Annotated in this window: 15 protein-coding genes; 2 read left to right on the top strand and 13 right to left on the bottom strand. The window is 55.0% G+C overall.

Annotation, left to right across the window (positions count from 1 at the left end; all coding sequences use genetic code 11):
* Nucleotides 1-8 precede the first annotated feature (8 nt).
* Nucleotides 9-140, top strand: coding sequence for a hypothetical protein (locus ACW8F6_RS06745; RefSeq protein WP_491575093.1), 132 nt, complete (start codon nt 9-11; stop codon nt 138-140).
* Here the strand turns inward: ACW8F6_RS06745 and ACW8F6_RS06740 are convergent.
* Together ACW8F6_RS06740 and ACW8F6_RS06735 are read right to left on the bottom strand one after the other, a co-directional pair.
* Nucleotides 137-2,329, bottom strand: coding sequence for a discoidin domain-containing protein (locus ACW8F6_RS06740; RefSeq protein WP_491575092.1), 2,193 nt, complete (start codon nt 2,327-2,329; stop codon nt 137-139). The genes ACW8F6_RS06745 and ACW8F6_RS06740 overlap by 4 nt on opposite strands.
* A 639-nt stretch (nt 2,330-2,968) precedes the next feature.
* Entirely contained in the window at nt 2,969-4,402 is a 1,434-nt protein-coding gene (locus ACW8F6_RS06735; RefSeq protein WP_491575091.1) for an aminotransferase class V-fold PLP-dependent enzyme, read from the bottom strand.
* 131 nt (nt 4,403-4,533) lie between these two features.
* Between ACW8F6_RS06735 and ACW8F6_RS06730 the strand changes: the two genes are divergently transcribed.
* Nucleotides 4,534-4,986, top strand: a complete 453-nt coding sequence (locus ACW8F6_RS06730; RefSeq protein WP_491575090.1) for an Lrp/AsnC family transcriptional regulator — start codon at nt 4,534-4,536, stop codon at nt 4,984-4,986.
* 50 nt (nt 4,987-5,036) lie between these two features.
* On the opposite strand, the gene lpxL is transcribed toward ACW8F6_RS06730, so the two are convergent.
* From lpxL to uppS, 11 genes are all read right to left on the bottom strand, one after another.
* Entirely contained in the window at nt 5,037-5,957 is a 921-nt protein-coding gene (gene lpxL, locus ACW8F6_RS06725) for an LpxL/LpxP family Kdo(2)-lipid IV(A) lauroyl/palmitoleoyl acyltransferase (protein ID WP_491575089.1), read from the bottom strand.
* A complete protein-coding gene (gene lpxA / locus ACW8F6_RS06720) occupies nt 5,957-6,727 on the bottom strand; it encodes an acyl-ACP--UDP-N-acetylglucosamine O-acyltransferase (RefSeq protein ID WP_491575088.1) in 771 nt (256 codons plus the stop codon). Before lpxA (ACW8F6_RS06720) ends, lpxL begins: the two co-directional genes overlap by 1 nt.
* 10 nt (nt 6,728-6,737) lie before the next feature.
* Nucleotides 6,738-7,508, bottom strand: coding sequence for an acyl-ACP--UDP-N-acetylglucosamine O-acyltransferase (gene lpxA / locus ACW8F6_RS06715; RefSeq protein WP_491575087.1), 771 nt, complete (start codon nt 7,506-7,508; stop codon nt 6,738-6,740).
* Nucleotides 7,509-7,665: 157 nt separating this feature from the next.
* Nucleotides 7,666-8,103 (bottom strand): 3-hydroxyacyl-ACP dehydratase FabZ, encoded by a 438-nt coding sequence (gene fabZ, locus ACW8F6_RS06710; RefSeq protein WP_491575086.1) that lies wholly within the window; start codon nt 8,101-8,103, stop codon nt 7,666-7,668.
* A gap of 79 nt (nt 8,104-8,182) precedes the next feature.
* On the bottom strand, nt 8,183-9,202 hold the full coding sequence (gene lpxD / locus ACW8F6_RS06705) for a UDP-3-O-(3-hydroxymyristoyl)glucosamine N-acyltransferase (protein WP_491575085.1): 1,020 nt from the start codon (nt 9,200-9,202) through the stop codon (nt 8,183-8,185).
* A 141-nt stretch (nt 9,203-9,343) separates the two neighbouring features.
* A complete protein-coding gene (locus ACW8F6_RS06700; RefSeq protein ID WP_491575084.1) occupies nt 9,344-9,859 on the bottom strand; it encodes an OmpH/Skp family outer membrane protein in 516 nt (171 codons plus the stop codon).
* A gap of 61 nt (nt 9,860-9,920) precedes the next feature.
* On the bottom strand, nt 9,921-12,569 hold the full coding sequence (bamA, locus tag ACW8F6_RS06695; protein WP_491575083.1) for an outer membrane protein assembly factor BamA: 2,649 nt from the start codon (nt 12,567-12,569) through the stop codon (nt 9,921-9,923).
* Between the two features lie 54 nt (nt 12,570-12,623).
* Complete coding sequence (gene rseP, locus ACW8F6_RS06690) at nt 12,624-13,976, bottom strand: RIP metalloprotease RseP (protein WP_491575082.1); 1,353 nt, start codon at nt 13,974-13,976, stop codon at nt 12,624-12,626.
* A 2-nt stretch (nt 13,977-13,978) separates the two neighbouring features.
* On the bottom strand, nt 13,979-15,178 hold the full coding sequence (gene ispC, locus ACW8F6_RS06685; RefSeq protein ID WP_491575145.1) for a 1-deoxy-D-xylulose-5-phosphate reductoisomerase: 1,200 nt from the start codon (nt 15,176-15,178) through the stop codon (nt 13,979-13,981).
* A complete protein-coding gene (locus tag ACW8F6_RS06680; protein WP_491575081.1) occupies nt 15,178-16,011 on the bottom strand; it encodes a phosphatidate cytidylyltransferase in 834 nt (277 codons plus the stop codon). Before ACW8F6_RS06680 ends, ispC begins: the two co-directional genes overlap by 1 nt.
* Nucleotides 16,004-16,744 (bottom strand): polyprenyl diphosphate synthase, encoded by a 741-nt coding sequence (gene uppS, locus ACW8F6_RS06675; protein WP_491575080.1) that lies wholly within the window; start codon nt 16,742-16,744, stop codon nt 16,004-16,006. Before uppS ends, ACW8F6_RS06680 begins: the two co-directional genes overlap by 8 nt.
* Between the last annotated feature and the right edge of the window lie 15 nt (nt 16,745-16,759).

The raw sequence follows: 16,759 nt of genomic DNA, 5'->3' as shown, positions 1-16,759 counted from the left end.
TTCGCGGTTTGAACGACAGCCCGAGCGACCAATACACCGTGTCTCTCGAGCTGCAGCCTTTTTTACTCAAGCGTGCTGCGCGCGCCATGGCAACCGGCCTGTTAACCAACAGCCGTATCGCGCTCAGCTTCCGCAGCTAAGGCGCCAGAGGGCCAACATCCGCTGAGGTTAGTGGCTGAGGTGGCGTTATGGCAGGCGCCTCATTGAGAATTAACACCTCCGAAGCACTTAAACTTCCCCCTGCCACGGCTGTGGCAGCGCCTGAGGCATAGACCTGGTTGGCAGACCACTGGTTGCTGGGCTGATTGGCGTAATTGTGAAATAAAATACCGCTGGCGCCACTCACCAGGTTGTCCGATACCCGAATACCCGTGGGCTGCTTGCTGTAATTGTCGCTGCCAATGTGAATACCGCCTACACTATTCACTATGCGGTTACCATAGACTTCAACGGCCGTGGAGACCTCATGGCTGTCGTTATTACTGCTGTCAGAGGTATCGCCAGAATCCACCAGAATAGGTCGACGCCAGCTCACGCCGGTCAACCCACGCATAAAATTATCGTAAATTTTATGGCCACTGCCGTAAACACGTATGCCGCCCGTTTGGTAATTGTCGTCGGTAACTGTGGCGCCCGCTCCTTCGCCGTAAAAATAGTTACCATAAGCTTCGTTGTTCGAGCCCAATCGGAAAGAGAGCGAACCCATGGAGTTTTTGAAGGTATTGTGCCGAAAGATATTATTTGACGTCTTCACCGTGATGATTTCGTTTTCGCCATCACAGTTTTCAAATAAATTGTATTCCACAAGATTGTTTGTCACCACGTCCTGTGAGTCGGCAATACCCATGGCAATGGCTTCACGATCCGAATCACCGGCCGGAACACCGTTAACAAGGTAGGGCGCGATGAGCTTAAAGTGGTTGCGATACACATGCAGATGTTTAGTCATGAGTGGATCATCGAACTGCGTTTTGATAAAGCTGCCGGTAATTTTCGATCCGTTTACCTGGCCAAGGTTTTTGTTCTTGAAAATATTGTAACCAATCGCAATATGCTCGCTGGCACGCGACGTCACTATGGCGGTTTGGTTGATGGTCACATCTTGGTGATCAAATGTATTTCGCAGCACCTGGATATTGGTACTGTTTTCAATTTTTAACAGGGTACTTTGATTTGATGGCCCAAACACGAAGCCTTCCAGCACAAGGTTACGGCTGTTTTTAACTGTGGCGTTTTCAAGCTGCGTTGCGCCGATAGTTGGCGCGCGAATGACAACCGGCGCACTGAAATCCCAACCCGACAGCGACAGGCTGCCCGAGCCTGTCACAATTACGGTATCGCCGGCGGCAACCTCGGCAAGCACAGCATTGAGATTATTCGGCGTCGCGTTGTGGGTATTGCCAGTGCCGCCCCCCGCACCGCCGTCAGAACCACCGTCAGAACCGCCGCCTGAGCCACCGTCAGAACCACCCTCGGCCAATACGCGAAATTCAGTTATGGAATTCCAGTTATTTGCACTATTGCCAGCACCCAGGTAGCGCACATAGCGCGCACTGCTGGTTGGCAAAGCAAAGGTCTCACGTTGTGTTTGCACACCCGAACTCGTGGCGCTTGAGAGAGCCGTCTGCCAGGAGGTGCCATCGCTGCTTAGTTGCACGTCGAAATACGCATGGCGTTGATCGCCTTTAAAAAACGCTATTTCGATACTGCCCACCGTTGTAACTGCGACCAAATCCAACGTGAGCCACTCGCCCACCCCCTGAGCTGACCAGCGCGTTGAAAGATCGCCGTCCAACACATTGCCCGGGCTATTGCCATCGTCGGAACTGGCAGACACTGAGATCTCGCCGCCACTACTGTCGTCCGGCAATGCAGCCACATCAATTTGCACCTCGGTTAAACTGTTCCAGCTATTAGCGGTATTACCATTGCCAACTATGCGGAGGTAGCGTCCTTGAGCGCTTGTGATCGGCACCGGCTGCAGCGCGAGCGTACTGGTGGGCTGGTTCCCGCTAAACAACGATACCCAATGAGCGTCGTCCACCGACACAAGCACATCCAGGGACGCCAGCCGCTGATCGCCCTTGTAAAAGGCCACATCTAAGCCTGTGATTTGTAGTATTTGGCCAAGGTCGAACTGAATCCATTGACCACTACCGTTTGCCGACCAACGGGTAGCCAGGTCGCCGTCAATTGTATTGTTAGGTAAATTACCGTCGTGCGCAGATGCCGTTACCGCAACAGGTGCGGCTGGGTAGGCCCAGGTAGCTGATGCGCAGCTTAGAAAACACAGCAAGCTGCCAACAAGAAAAAAACAAGAATTTTTCATTATAATATTTTCCGCAAGTCAATTACCCGCGCGCGAACCACCACCCATTGAGGGGTATCCAGCCACTGCGGGTAACGTGATTGAAATTACAAAACTGCGTTAGCTCCATTCCTTAAGCTATTTGTAATTAAGTTAATCCCGGCTTTGCACCTTCGTTTAGATTAACTTCAAGCGACGCATTCCTGGGTTTCGAGTGCCTTAGCACGCAGCGAACCTGGGCGCGATATTGCGAATAACGTTTTTTTAATGACGTTTTATTATTGTTAAATAGCAAACACTTACTGCCAATGTTCGCATTTCATTGCCCGCCAAATAGTTAGTATTGCGTGCGAATGAACAAGTCGCGGCCTCTATACTGGCGCGAGTGAAAGGCTAGCATGACGCCGCTCGATACACCACAGAGACCACCGCACAAAGCGCGCAATTGGTGACGCCAGTCACTGCTTTGCGTCGCCATTAATTGCCTGTCTGATCAATAGTCACGCTAAAACCGTCGCACAATCGCCACAGTGGGCTAGCTATTAAAAACATAGACTTTGGCTATTGCACCGTTACTTGCTGGACCAATATGCGCTTACTGCTTACTGCTCACTGGGTCACGCGTTATGGCACCTAAAACAATGCGCGCTCGCGTCGCATTCAGACCAACGCTCCCCAAATATCTGCGCCCTGCGCTCGGCTAGGACGCAACTGTGCGGGTCCCATCTCTGCAACAGCAGCGACGGCGTCGGCAATGGCGTCGACATCTGCGGCTGTCATACTCGGGTGAAAGCTGATGCGAACCCAGCCGGGTTTATCGGCTTCGCCATTCTTATCCAGTTGATCGGTGATAGATTTAGAGGCACAGCGATCGATGCCGAGCAGTATGTGGCCGTAGGTACCTGCGCAGGCGCATCCACCGCGCGCCTGAACACCGAAGTGATCGCTGAGCAGTTGCACTGCTAACTTGTAGTGCACCCGCTCAAACACGATGGAAAAAATACTCAATCGATTGCGATGCTGCGGCGCCAATATGCGCACCCCAGGAATGGTTTCCAGACGTGCAAAAAACTGTGCATTGAGTGCAGCCTCACTGCGATGAATGCGGTCGACACCCATAGCCTCCTTCAACTGAATAGCTAGGGCCGTTTTCAAGGTTTGCAAAATGCCAGGGGTGCCGCCGTTTTCGCGCTGAGCAATATCGTTAATAAAGCGATGCTCTCCCCAGGGATTGGTCCACACGACGGTACCACCGCCGGGCTGCTCCGGCACCCGGTTGCAGTAAAGCTTACTGGAAAAAATCAGTACGCCCTGGCTTCCGGGGCCGCCTAAAAACTTGTGGGGCGAAAAGAATAACGCGTCTAACGACTCGCGCTCATTGGGGTGCATATCAATGGCGTCGTAGGGCGCTGAGGCGGCAAAATCGACAAAGCACAGTCCACCGTGATCGTGCATTAGCCCCGCTATTTCGCGGTAGGGTGTACGCACGCCAGTCACGTTACTGGCGGCGGTGACCGAAGCCAGCTTCACGCGACCGGGCGCCTCGCGTGCCAGATCCTGGGCGAGCCAGCGCAGGTCGATGTTGTCGCCTGCCAAAGCTGGGATCATGCGCACCTCTGCCAGACTCTCCAACCACATGGTGTGATTACTGTGGTGCTCGCGGTGGCTAATGTACACCAGCGGACGCAGCTCGCCGGCGGCGCGTTGTGCTGCCCTTACAGCCGGCTTGTGGCGCTCGTGTGCCCACCAGCCCAGCATGCGAATTAATTTACCCAGGGCACCGGTCATGCCGCTGCCGGTGGAAATTAGGACATCCGTCGGCGCGGCGTTGACGTGCGCCTTAATTCGCTCTTCGGCCTCATGTAGCCAGTGAGTCATGAAGCGGCCACTGAGGCTGTCTTCCGTGTGGGTATTGGCCATGTAAGCGCCGATCTCCTCGCTCAAACGCGTTTCGATGGGGCGGTAGAGGCGCCCGCTCGCGGTCCAATCCGCGTAGAGAAAAGGCTCCTGCGCAGGGTTGACGACGCCCGCGCGGAGCGCCGCCCAAAAGGCATTGTCGGATTCGAAAGACGAGGGCTGAACGGCGGCTGGCATGGCGTAGGCTCCAAAACAAAGTATTAGCACAAAGTCTATGCCTTAAAGCCCGCGTGTACTTTTTAACTTTTACCAATATATAGAGTAATATCGGTATAATTTTCTACATATTTAATTTTACCGAGCAAATTATGCTAGATTCCATCGATAAGCAGATTCTGGCCCTATTGCAGAAAGACGCCACCCTGGCCGTCCAAACCATCGCCGAACGAGTGAATTTAACCACCAGCCCTTGCTGGCGGCGAATTCAGCAACTGGAAGCGCAGGGCTTTATACAACAGCGGGTGGCACTGCTCTCGCGCGAGCGCTTGAACCTGGGGGTTGATGTGTTTGTATTCATTCGCACCGATCAGCACAACGACGAGTGGCTCAATGATTTTGCCGAGGCCCTGCAATCGCTGCCTGAGGTGATGGAGGCCTACCGCATGAGCGGTGACGTTGATTATTTGCTGCGCGTGGTGGTGTCGGATATCAAAGCCTACGACCGATTCTATAAACAGCTGGTGAGCAAGGTGCGGCTGGCGGACGTGAGTTCGAGTTTTGCCATGGAGAGCATGAAATACACCACCGCCCTGCCCCTCTAAGCAACCCTGTTATCGCTCACACGCGAACTAACAGCGGCTCAGGTAGCTGACTAATAGGGCCTGGGCTCACCTGCCGGGCGGGTTTTAAAGCGGCGGTGCACCCACAGATACTGCTCGGGCGACTGACGGATTTGAGCCTCGATTAAGTGGTTGATGTGCTGCACATCCTCCAGCTCGCTCTCGCTTGGAAAATTGTCTAGCGGGGGCGAAAACGCCAGCCGGTAACCCTGGCTGCCCGGAAGACGAACAAAATCCATCATCAGCACCCGCGCCTTACCCAACTTGGAAAAACGCGAAGTGGCCGTGACCGTCGCCGCCGGCACGCCAAAAAACGTTGCCCACACGCCTTGCTTGATCCCGTAATCCTGATCCGGCGCATAAATAACCTTGGAACCCCGACGCAAAAAACGCAACATGGTTCTGACTTCCTTGCGTTCGAAGGCCTCGCAGGCCGTATCCATTCGCTCGCGGCAGCGGCGCTGTACATAGTCCATGACGGGATTTTTATGGCGCCGATACATTCCCGCAAACGGGTGATAGAGCGTGGCCGCCACAACGGCTAATTGCACACTGCTGGTGTGGCGCGTAACCACAATGGCGCCCTGCTGGCCAAGCGCGGCTATATGTTCCAGACCCGCGACCTGGATCAGCCGCTCCAGACGCCGCCTTGGCATAAACCAACCGATATTTTGCTCCATAAAGCCTATCCCCATGGCCAACATATTGGCGCGCAGGAGAGACTGTCGCTCAGTGTCGGACATTTCAGGAAAACACAGGCTCAAATTGACTTCGGCCACATGGCGCCGCTGACTTGCAAAGCGGTACAGCAGCCGGCCAACACCCCGTCCCAACCCCAATTGCCAAGCGAACGGCAAACGCGCCAGCATTGCGCATAGTGCCAATGCCAACCACAGCAACCAAAAGCGCGGGTGCAGCAGTGCAAGCGAAAATTCCGGGCGGGATTGCTGCATTATTTAACGATACCGCGCTGGCTTGCTTCCACAAAGGCGATAAACTGGCCGACCGCTTCAAATTCCGCTGCCAGCGGCGCCAGCCGCTCATGTGCCTGCGCCGGCGACAGCCGCTGGCGCACCAATAATTTATAGGCCAGCGTGATCGCCGCAATGGTTTCTGCACTGAATCCTTTGCGCTTGAGGCCCACTTTATTGATGCCAAACGAGCGCGCGTAATTGCCCGATACAATGACAAAAGGCGGGACGTCGCGATTAATGGCGGCTCCCATACTGGTAAACGCATGCGAGCCAATTTGAGTGAATTGATGCACGAGTGAAAACCCGCCCAAAATACATTGATCGCCCACGGTTACATGGCCAGCCAGCGACGCAGAATTTGCAAACACATTTTTATGGCCCACGCGACTGTCGTGGCCCACATGGGTGTAAGCCATAAACAAATTGTCGCTGCCCACGCGGGTAATGCCGCCGCCTTTGGGCGTACCGCGATTCATCGATACATATTCGCGCACGGTATTGCGATCGCCAATTTCCAGCCGCGTGGGTTCGCCGGCGTAACTTAAATCCTGCGGCTCCTCGCCCAGCGAGGCATACTGAAATATCCGATTGTCGCGGCCAATCGCGACCGGGCCATTAATGGTGACATGGGCGCTAATGCGCGTTCCCTCGCCAATCTCTACGTTTGGACCAATAATTGTATAAGGCCCAATGGCAACGCCTGCGGCAATCTTTGCAGTGGGGTCAATAATAGCGGTGGGATGGATCATGATGGGCTGCTCAGCGCACAATGCCCCGCTCAGAGCTGCGCAGTGAATCGATTAAAACCGTGAGCGCGGGTTCGTTGCTTGCGAGCGCCTCAAGGCTGCTCAAGGCTTCTTCCAGGCGCAAGCCCCTGCGATAAATCAGTTTAAACGCCTTGCTGAGCAAGGCCAGCTGCTCTTTGGTAAAACCGCGTCGGCGCAAACCTTCCGTGTTAATACTTTTCGCTTCTGCCGGATTGCCAGATACCGTTACATAGGCCGGCACATCTTTTCCGATAGCTGAACCCATGGCAGTAAACGCATGGGCGCCAATTTTGCAAAATTGATGCACTAGCGTAAAGCCCCCCAAAATAGCCCAGTCGCCAATGTGCACATGGCCCGCCAGGGCAGCATTATTAACCAACACGCAGTGATTACCCACGATGCTGTCGTGCCCTACGTGCACATAAGCCATTAACAAATTATGGCTGCCAATGGTGGTTTCAGATCGATCTTGCACTGTGCCGCGGTGTAGCGTCACCCCTTCGCGAATAACATTGTGATCGCCAATCACCAAACGGGTGGGCTCACCCTTGTACTTCAAATCGGGAGTCGCTTCACCCACTGAGGCAAATTGAAAAATATGATTATTTTTGCCAATCTTTGTGGGCCCCTTCAAAACGGCGTGCGATTCAATAATGCAGCCGCTATCTATTTCTACATCGGGCCCGATAACCGTAAAAGGCCCCACCTGCACATCAGGTGCCAGCGTGGCGCGTGGGTCTACTATGGCTTTGGGATCGATCAATCGAAATACCTTTGGGTTTATATCATTGGGTTCAAGTGCAATTAAGGGCCCGGTTGCCAGCTTTCACTGTGGCCGCCAGCCTGCAAGACATTAGTGAGCGAACCAGACATTCGCTTTAACCGCTTCGCCCCCGGCAATTATAGGCACTACTGACCGGCTATACCTGTCGATCTGCGCACAAGATGGTGGCCGAGGCTGCCAGCTGACCATCCACGGTGGCCTTGCACTCGAACTTCCAAATACCGCGTTTTGCAGACACCACCCGAGACTCCAATCGCAATTGATCGCCAGGCACCACCTGACGTTTAAAGCGAACATCGTCGATACCGGCAAACAAGTAAATAGAGCCGTCGGCCGGTCGTTTATCCAGTGTTTTAAAGCCCAGAATACCCGAGGCCTGCGCCAGCGCTTCGATAATCATCACGCCGGGAAATATAGGCGCCTGAGGAAAATGGCCGTTAAACACATCTTCGTTGGCCGATACGTTTTTGATGGCAACAATATGCTCGCCTTCCACCAACTCCAAGACCCTATCCACCAATAAAAACGGGTAGCGATGGGGCAAATATTCTTTAATTTCACTGATGTCCATCATAATCATTCCTTAAGTCATCGCAGCGCGCCAATTGCGCCGGATGGGTGTCGCGCCTGTGATTGCTCGACGGGCGTAAACATTATGACCGTTTCTCTAAATCGCGTACGCGCTTAGAGAGCTTATCCAACTGACCAAACCGAGCCGCCTGGCGACGCCACTCGCCGGTGGCCAGCATCGGCGTTCCGGAAGACCATGAGCTATTGGGTTCGACAATCGACTTGGTCACCACCGTTGCTCCCGATACGTGGACACCGTCGGCGATGGTAATGTGCCCAGTCACCGCCACACAGCCGGCAATCGTGCAGCGCTGCCCAATCTGGGTCGAGCCCGCCACCGCGGTATGGGCGGCAATAGCGGTGTGATCGCCAATGACCACGTTGTGGCCAATCTGAATCAAATTGTCCAACTTAACGTCGTCGCCGATAATGGTATCGTCGAGTGCACCACAGTCGATACAGGTATTTGCGCCAATCTCTACCTTATTACCGATGCGCACACCGCCCAGCTGATGGACTTTCACCCAACCCTCGCCACTGGGGGCAAAGCCAAACCCATCCGCACCAATGACGGCCCCGCCGTGCACAATGCAATCGGCACCGAGCGTTACCTGCCCGTACAGCGTCACATTGGCAGCCAAACGGGTGCGCGGCCCCACCACAGAGCCGGGGCCAACCACCGTTGCGGCGCCCACGATAGCCTGAGCCTCGATACGGGCGCCCGCCTCGATCACTGCGCGGGGCCCAATGGTCGCCGTTGGATCAATGACGGCGTCACTGGCCACCACGGCGGTAGGGTGCACCCCCGTCGCGCCCGTCGGCGCAGGGGCGAACAGCGCGGTAATTTGGGCATAACACCGGTAGGGGTCTGAATGAAGGAGCTTATTCCCCGAAAACTGAGACGCCATGTCGGGGTGAATAACGAGGATGCCGGCGCGGGTAGAACTCAGGTATTTGGCGTAGTGCGCATTGGCCAGAAAACTGAGGTCCTGCGCCGAAGCGCGCTGCAATGTGGCGAGGCCCGTCACCGTGTAGTCGGCGTCGCCTTCAAAGGCCGCGTCGACGGTCTGTGCCAGCTCGGCAAGCGTATAGTGAGTTGCCATTGTCGCCCCCAATTGTTCTCTAGCGCATCTTATTTCAGCGTACAGAGGGCAGTCGCTCCGCCCCATAAAAGGCCGAAAAGGCGACCCAATACTGGCATCGCCTTTAAACGTAGGGGGCTACGCAAACCCCGTTACATCACCTTATTTGGCTTTGTTGAGTTTCTCGGTCACTTTAGCAGTGATATCCAGAGATGGCTCGGCGTAGTAAGCCGTTTGCGTGCTCAACACGATACCGATGCCCTCGGCACTAATCACTTCCTTTAAAGCCACCTGCGCCTTGGGGTTTAACTCTTCCATAACCCGTTGAGCAGTCGCGTTGCGCTCAGCTTGCAATTTTTTAACCACCAGCTCTAAATCAGCGCGCGCATACTCCATCTTTTTGCGGTGCTCTGCTGCCTGCTCTTGGTTCCAGGTAACGCCATTTTTTTCGGCTTCTTTGGCCATTTTCTGCAGGTCGGCGCGCAGCGACTCAAACTTAGCCTGCATGGAAGCAAACTCGCTATTGGCCTGCATTTCCTGCATGCGCTTTTTGGCCATATCGGTATTCAAAATGGCCGACTGTAAATCGAATACGACCACTTTATCAGCGGCGGCCATGGCCATTGGTGCCGCCATGAGGGTGATGGTTAACAGTAAAATTGATTGCAATTTAGACACGATTATTCTCCGTAGTGCTCATTGTGTGCCACACCAGAATGCGGCGCTAAGTTATGCGATATCAGAAGGCGGTACCCAGCGAAAACTGGAAGGTTTCGCGATCATCTTCTGGGTTATATTGGAACGGCCGCGAGAGGCTGAAGGTCAAGGGGCCAAAGCCGCTAATCCAAGTCAGGCCGATACCATAGGATGCCGACAGGCGACTTAAATCCACGTCGAAGCAGTTTTGTTGATAGAAGCCGCACTCGGTATTGAACACATTGCCCGTATCCACAAAAAACGCGGTTTGCAGCATCCGCTGATCCTTAATGAAGGGTAATGGGAACAGCAATTCAACACTGCCTTCAATCAGCACGTTACCACCAAAGGGCAAGTCATCGCGACCGATCACCTGCGCCATTAGCTTATCTTGTACGCAAACCGTTGCGCCGCTTTTATAGACGATATCCGTGGGGTTTTCGCACAGCACGTAGCCGTTCTCGACGGTGTCGTACTTGCCGTCGCCATCGGTATCCTGCGCGGAAATGGGCTCCACCATGTAATTCGCAGCAGGGGTACTGCGCGGGCCCAGGGTATTGCGTTTAAAACCGCGCACCGAGCCAAAACCACCGGCGTAGAAGTGCTCGAAGAAAGGCAGCACACTGGTTTTGCCGTAGGAGTTGGCATAGCCGAGATCGCCCCGAAAGCGCAGGGTAAAGTCGCCGTAAATGGGCTGAAAATACTGACCAGAGTAACGCAGCTTATAAAATTCCATATCGCTGCCGGGCACGGAAAATTCTAGCGACAGATTGTGCGCTGAACCCCGAGTGGCCAATTGGCCGCGATTAAGTGTAGATTTTGCCCAGGACAGGGTAAACGGGAAACTGTCAAAGCGATCGCCGTTGGCGTCGATAAAGCCGTCGGGATTGTTAAGTGTGTGGATAACGTCCTCGACCGGATTGGCAAAATCCACCAAGGCCGGCGCACCGCCGGGAATGGGATTATCGTTAGCCGCTTTAATAGCCGCGTCCAGCGTGACTAAATCTGATTGCGTAATGTAGCGCGGCTCTAGACCCTCGTACAAATTGGGGCTGCGCTTAATTTCCTGTACTGCCGAGCTACCGGTTTTAATAAACATATTGGTGTAGCCAATACCAAAACCAATGCGCTCGACTTCCGAAATAGGGTAGCCAAAATTTAAATTAGCGCCGTAGGTATTGGTCGAATAACTGGCTACGTTTATCTGACTAAAATCGGTGGCGCGATAGAAGACGTTAAAACCGCGACTCACACCATCGACGGTGAAGTAGGGGTCCATGTAGTTAAAGCTGTAAACCTGCTGGTATTTACTGGTATTGATGGAAAAGCCCACGCGCTTACCCGTACCAAACCAGTTATTTTGTTGAATATTTGCACCCAGCACCAAACCGGTACCCTGGGCATAGCCCACGCTGGCGCCTATGGAGCCAGAGGGTTGCTCTTCTACGGTGTACTCAACATCCACTAAATCTGACGTGCCAGGCACTTCTTTAGTGTCGACTCTGACCTCTTTGAAATAGCCCAGTCGCTCCAAACGCACCTTGGAGTTCTCAATGGAAATCGACGCCGCTGAGGCACTTTCCATTTGGCGCATTTCCCGACGCAAGACTTCATCTTTGGTTTTAGTATTGCCGCGGAACTCGACGCGGCGCACATAGGCGCGCTTGCCCGGATCGATAAAAAAGGTGATGTCAACCAAACCCGTTTCTTTGTTAAGTTCGGGGATGCCCTTGACCTCGGCAAAGGTGTAACCCTCGTTACCCAGGCGCTTGGTAATGTAATCTGAGGTTGTTGTCATCAGCACTTGGGAGAACGTTTGTCCCTCGCGCACCAGCACCAATCGACGAATGTAATCCTCCGGCAAAATCGGGTCGCCCGCGAGTTCTACCTTACCCACCTTAAACACATCCCCCTCGGAAATGTTCACGGTGATATAAACCGACTCTTTGTCCGGGCTTACGGACACCTGTGTGGATGGCATTCTAAAATTAAGGTAGCCGCGATCCATGTAGTGGGACTCAAGCCGCTCGATATCGCCCGTGAGTTTTTCCCGCGCATATTTGTTATCACTGGTAATCCAGCTTAACCAGCCAGTGGTTTTTAGCTCAAACAGCTCCAGCAATTCTTCATCGCTGAAAGCCGTATTACCCACCAAGTTAATATGCTCAATGGCGGCAACCTTGCCCTCATCGATGGTGATTTGAAGTTTTACCTGGTTGCGCGGCAGGTCAATCACTTCAGTTTTGACACTGGCGCTATAGCGTCCTTGGGCAACGTACTGCCGCTGCAGCTCCTGCCCCAGACCTTCGAGCGTTACCCGCTTAAATATTTGTCCTTCCGACAAACCATTCTCCCGCAAACCCTTCATCAGGTCTTCGGTTTTAATGGCCTTATTACCCGTCAGAACAATTTCACTGATGGCCGGTCGCTCTTTTACGGTGATAACTAATACGCCCTCGTCGCGACCAATTTCGATATCGGCAAAGTAACCGGTGGCAAACAGTGCTCGAGAAGCGCCTTGAATTTCGAGCGTGTCCATGAAATCGCCGATACGCACAGGCAACGCGGCAAACACAGAGCCTGCAGAAACCCGTTGCAGCCCTTCAACCCGGATGTCGGTAACACGAAAGCTTTCGGCATAGACCAGTGTTGAAAACACCAGAGAAACAAATAGTAAGACAAGACGCTGCATAATTTCTGTTCTAATTTATAAATTCAGTACTGCAAACTGGCTGCTCTGGCGGTGTCAGAGTCGCATGATATCGTTGTAAATCGCCAACATCATGACACCTAAAACAACCAAGAGGCCCAGCTGGTAGCCAAGCATCTGCACCTTTTCCGAAACCGGGCTGCCCTTTACGACTTCTACCAGGTAGTACAGCAGATGACCGCCATCCAACACGGGGATAGGCAGGAGGTTGAATACGCCCAAACTCACGCTGAGCAATGCCAAAAAGCCGACGTAGTATTCCCAACCGGCCTTTGCCGAAGCGCCCGCCACTTTAGCAATGGTTATGGGGCCGCTCAAGTTTTTCGTTGAGATTTCACCCACTAACAATTTTTTAACTGAAAGCAAGACAAAACCCGATGTTTCCCAGGTTTTTTCGACGCCGCGCCACAGACCTTGCACAAGATTGTAATCCTGGTGACGCAGATAGCCCTCAGGCCATTCGGGCACAACTGGCCCTACGCCCACTTGCCCCACCCACTCGCCATCGCGCTCCTTGCGCTCGGGTGTGACGTTAAAAGTCAGTTGTTCGACCCCGCGCTCAACGGTTAGTTCAATGACCTGTGCGGGGCGCGCCTGCACATAGCAGGCAAAATCTTCCCAGGTAGCCACGGCAACGCCATCGGTAGCCAGAATCAAATCCCCTGGCAGCAGGCCCGCTTGTGCGGCAGGCGAATCGGGTAGCACTTGACTCAGCTCCGCCATATACACGGGGCGGTAAGGCGTGAGCCCAATGCCTGCCATCACATCCGGCTCATCTTCGCCCGCCAACCAATCGCTGAGCTCGGCCTCCGAGGTATACTCGAGGCTTGAGTTGGGATAGCGCACGGTGAAAGTAATGCGGCCAGTCTCTCCCAAGCGCTCCAACAAGCGCTGGTGAACGGCTTGCCAGGAATCCGTGCTTTCGCCGTCGAGGGCAACGATCTCCTGCCCCTCCTCGATTCCAGCTCGTTCGGCGATGGAGCCTGGCGCAACGGCACCCACAACCGGCGCCACTTGGGTAACGCCTGGCATCACCATGATCCAGAACAGCACAATGGCCAATAAAAAGTTGGCCAGCGGCCCTGCCACCACGACTGCGATACGCGCCCAAACGGATTTCTGGGTAAAGGCCTGACTCAGCAGTTCTGCGGGAACCTCGCCCTCGCGCTCGTCCAGCATTTTGACGTAGCCACCCAGGGGAATCGCCGCTATGCAGAATTCTGTACCCTGCTTGTCGTACCAACGCGTTAACGGTTTGCCGAAGCCCACCGAAAAGCGCAACACCTTAATGCCGCAGCGCCGCGCCACCCAGAAGTGACCGTATTCGTGGATAGTGACCAATAGCCCCAAGCCAAGAATAAACCAGATAATTGTTTCTATATGTGCCATGACTACCTCTCGGCCTGCTGCGATGCGCGCCGCAGCGTAGCACGTTCAAGGCCCTCGCGGGCAACTCGGCGCGCCTGCGCATCCACAGCGAGTACTTCGTCGATGCTGCGGGGCACCGGCGGCTGCAGTTGCTCCAATGTGCGCTCGTTGACTCGCGCGATATCGTTAAACGGTAACTCTCCCACCAAAAATGCCGCCACCGCGATTTCGTTGGCAGCATTGAGCACCGTCGAGGCTGCGCCATTTTGTGCCGCCTCATAGGCCAACCGCAGGCAGGGGAAACGGTTCAAGTCGGGGGCTTCAAAATCCAAGCGCGCCGTAGCAATCAGATCTAGGGGGGCAACCCCCGAAGCCATGCGTTCCGGCCAAGCCAGCGCGTGCGCAATTGGTGTGCGCATATCGGGGTTGCCCAACTGGGCCAGCACCGAGCCGTCGGTAAACTGCACCATAGAATGGATCACGCTTTGCGGATGGATAACCACGTCAATTTGGTCAGACGTGGCATTGAACAACCAGCAGGCCTCAATCAACTCGAGCCCCTTGTTCATCATGCTGGCGGAATCCACCGAAATTTTACGCCCCATCGACCAGTTGGGGTGCGCACAGGCCTGGTCGGGTGTTACTGCCGCCAGCTCCGCGGGTGCCATGGTTCGAAAGGGGCCGCCCGACGCGGTTAGCAATATTTTACTAACCCCCGCTGCACCGGGCGTCTGATAGTGCGCCGGCAAGCACTGAAAAATGGCATTGTGTTCCGAGTCGATGGGCAACAAGGTGGCGCCGTGCTCGGCCACCGCCTGCATAAACAATGGGCCGGCCATCACCAGGGCCTCTTTATTGGCCAACAGCACTTTTTTGCCGGCGCGCACGGCAGCCAATGTGGGTAATAAACCCGCAGCACCGACTATGGCGGCCATAACGGCCGCCACTTCAGGGGCGGAGGCAACCTGTGCCAGCGCCTGCTTACCGGCCAATACCTGTGTATCAGTGCCCTGTAGAGCCGTCTGTAAATCGCCTGCGTACTGTTCGTCCGCAATCACCGCGTAGCGCGCATTGTGGGTTACTGCCAGCGCCGCCAGCTGCTGCCACTGGCTCGCCGCCGTAAGCGCGTAAATGCGGTACTTGTCGGGGTGCCTAGCCACCACATCCAAGGTACTGAGGCCGATAGAGCCCGTTGCCCCAAGCACGGTTAATTGCGCAGGCATCATTGCAGCGAAAAACCGGTCATCAACACACCCAGCGCCATGAGCGGCGCCGCCGCCGTGATGCTGTCTATGCGATCAAGTACGCCGCCGTGGCCGGGCAGCAATTGGCTACTGTCTTTGATACCCCGGTGGCGCTTGAGCATGCTCTCCACCAGGTCGCCTAACACCGATACCAGGCTGGCGGGAATCACAATGGCCAATAGCAGCAACAATCGCCCCTCGCCCAGCCACAGGCCCAGCGCGCTGGCCCACAGCACATTGGTAATCAAGCCGCCCCAGAAACCCTCCCAGGTTTTTCCGGGGCTCACAGCGGGCGCGAGCTTGTGTTTGCCAAACTTTCGGCCAACAAAATAGCCACCGATGTCCGCACCGGCAACCACGGCCACCACCATAAGCATGAGCCACTCACCGGCCGGCTGCTCCCGCAGATAACACAGCCCCAGCCATGCCGGCACCATCACCAGCCAGCCAATTAGCAAACGCGGCAGCCGAGCCCCCCACAATAGCGAGCTGGATGGATAACCCTGCACCCAAAGTAGCGATAATGCCCACCAGCCGCCTCCCAGCAGCAGCAGATTGCGCAGCCAACCATGGTCCAATTCGCGACTCAGACCGGAAAGATAACCCGCCGCAGCCATGATTAGCGCCGTAGCGCCAACATAGGCTATGCGTTGACCATAGTGGCTGAGCCCGGATAAATTCGACCACTCCCAAGTGGCAATGAGCACCGCAGTAGCCAGCAGCAACTGAAACAGGGGGATTGGCAAGTAGTGCAACGCGGCCAATAGCACAGCCACCAACAGCAGCGCCGTAATGATGCGTTGTTTAAGCACCGACGACCTCCCCTGCTTCCGACACTTGATCGCCGCTCAAACCGAAGCGACGCTGGCGCTGATAGAACGCCTGGGCCGCTGCATGCAGAGCCTGCTCGCCAAATTCTGGCCAGTAATCGTCGCAGAAATACAACTCGGCATAGGCGGCCTGCCACAGCAGAAAGTTGCTGATGCGCAACTCGCCGCCTGTGCGAATCAACAGATCGAGCGGCGGCAAGTCCGCCAGCTGGGTATAGCGGTGCAGCAGTTGATCATCCACGCTGTCGGCCGACATCTCGCCCTGGGCAACTAAGTGAGCCACCTGTTGGGCCGCGTTGGCGATATCCCACTGGCCGCCGTAGTCCGCCGCGATCACTAGGCGCGTAGTGCCCGCTGCCGTGAGAGCTTCGGCCTCTTCTATAGCGCGGGTAATTTTGGCGCTAAAGCGATCGCGCCTGCCAATCACCTGCAGGCGTACGCCTTCATCGCGCAATTTGCGCGCTTCGCGTTGAAGATAGAGCTGAAACAGCGACATCAACGCGTCCACCTCTTTGGCCGGACGCTGCCAGTTTTCACTGCTGAAGGCGAACAGTGTCAGGACTTCAACACCTTCCTTCTGACAGGCGCGCATAACATCGCGTATGCGCTCAACCCCTGCCTTATGGCCGGCGGCGCCGGGTAACTTTCGCTGTTTTGCCCAGCGATTGTTGCCATCCATAATGATGCCAACATGGCGTAAACGATTGCTTGTCACTGAAATCTCCAGGCA

This window comes from Simiduia sp., from assembly GCF_058345725.1.
This window is presented reverse-complemented; position numbering and strand designations above follow the sequence as displayed.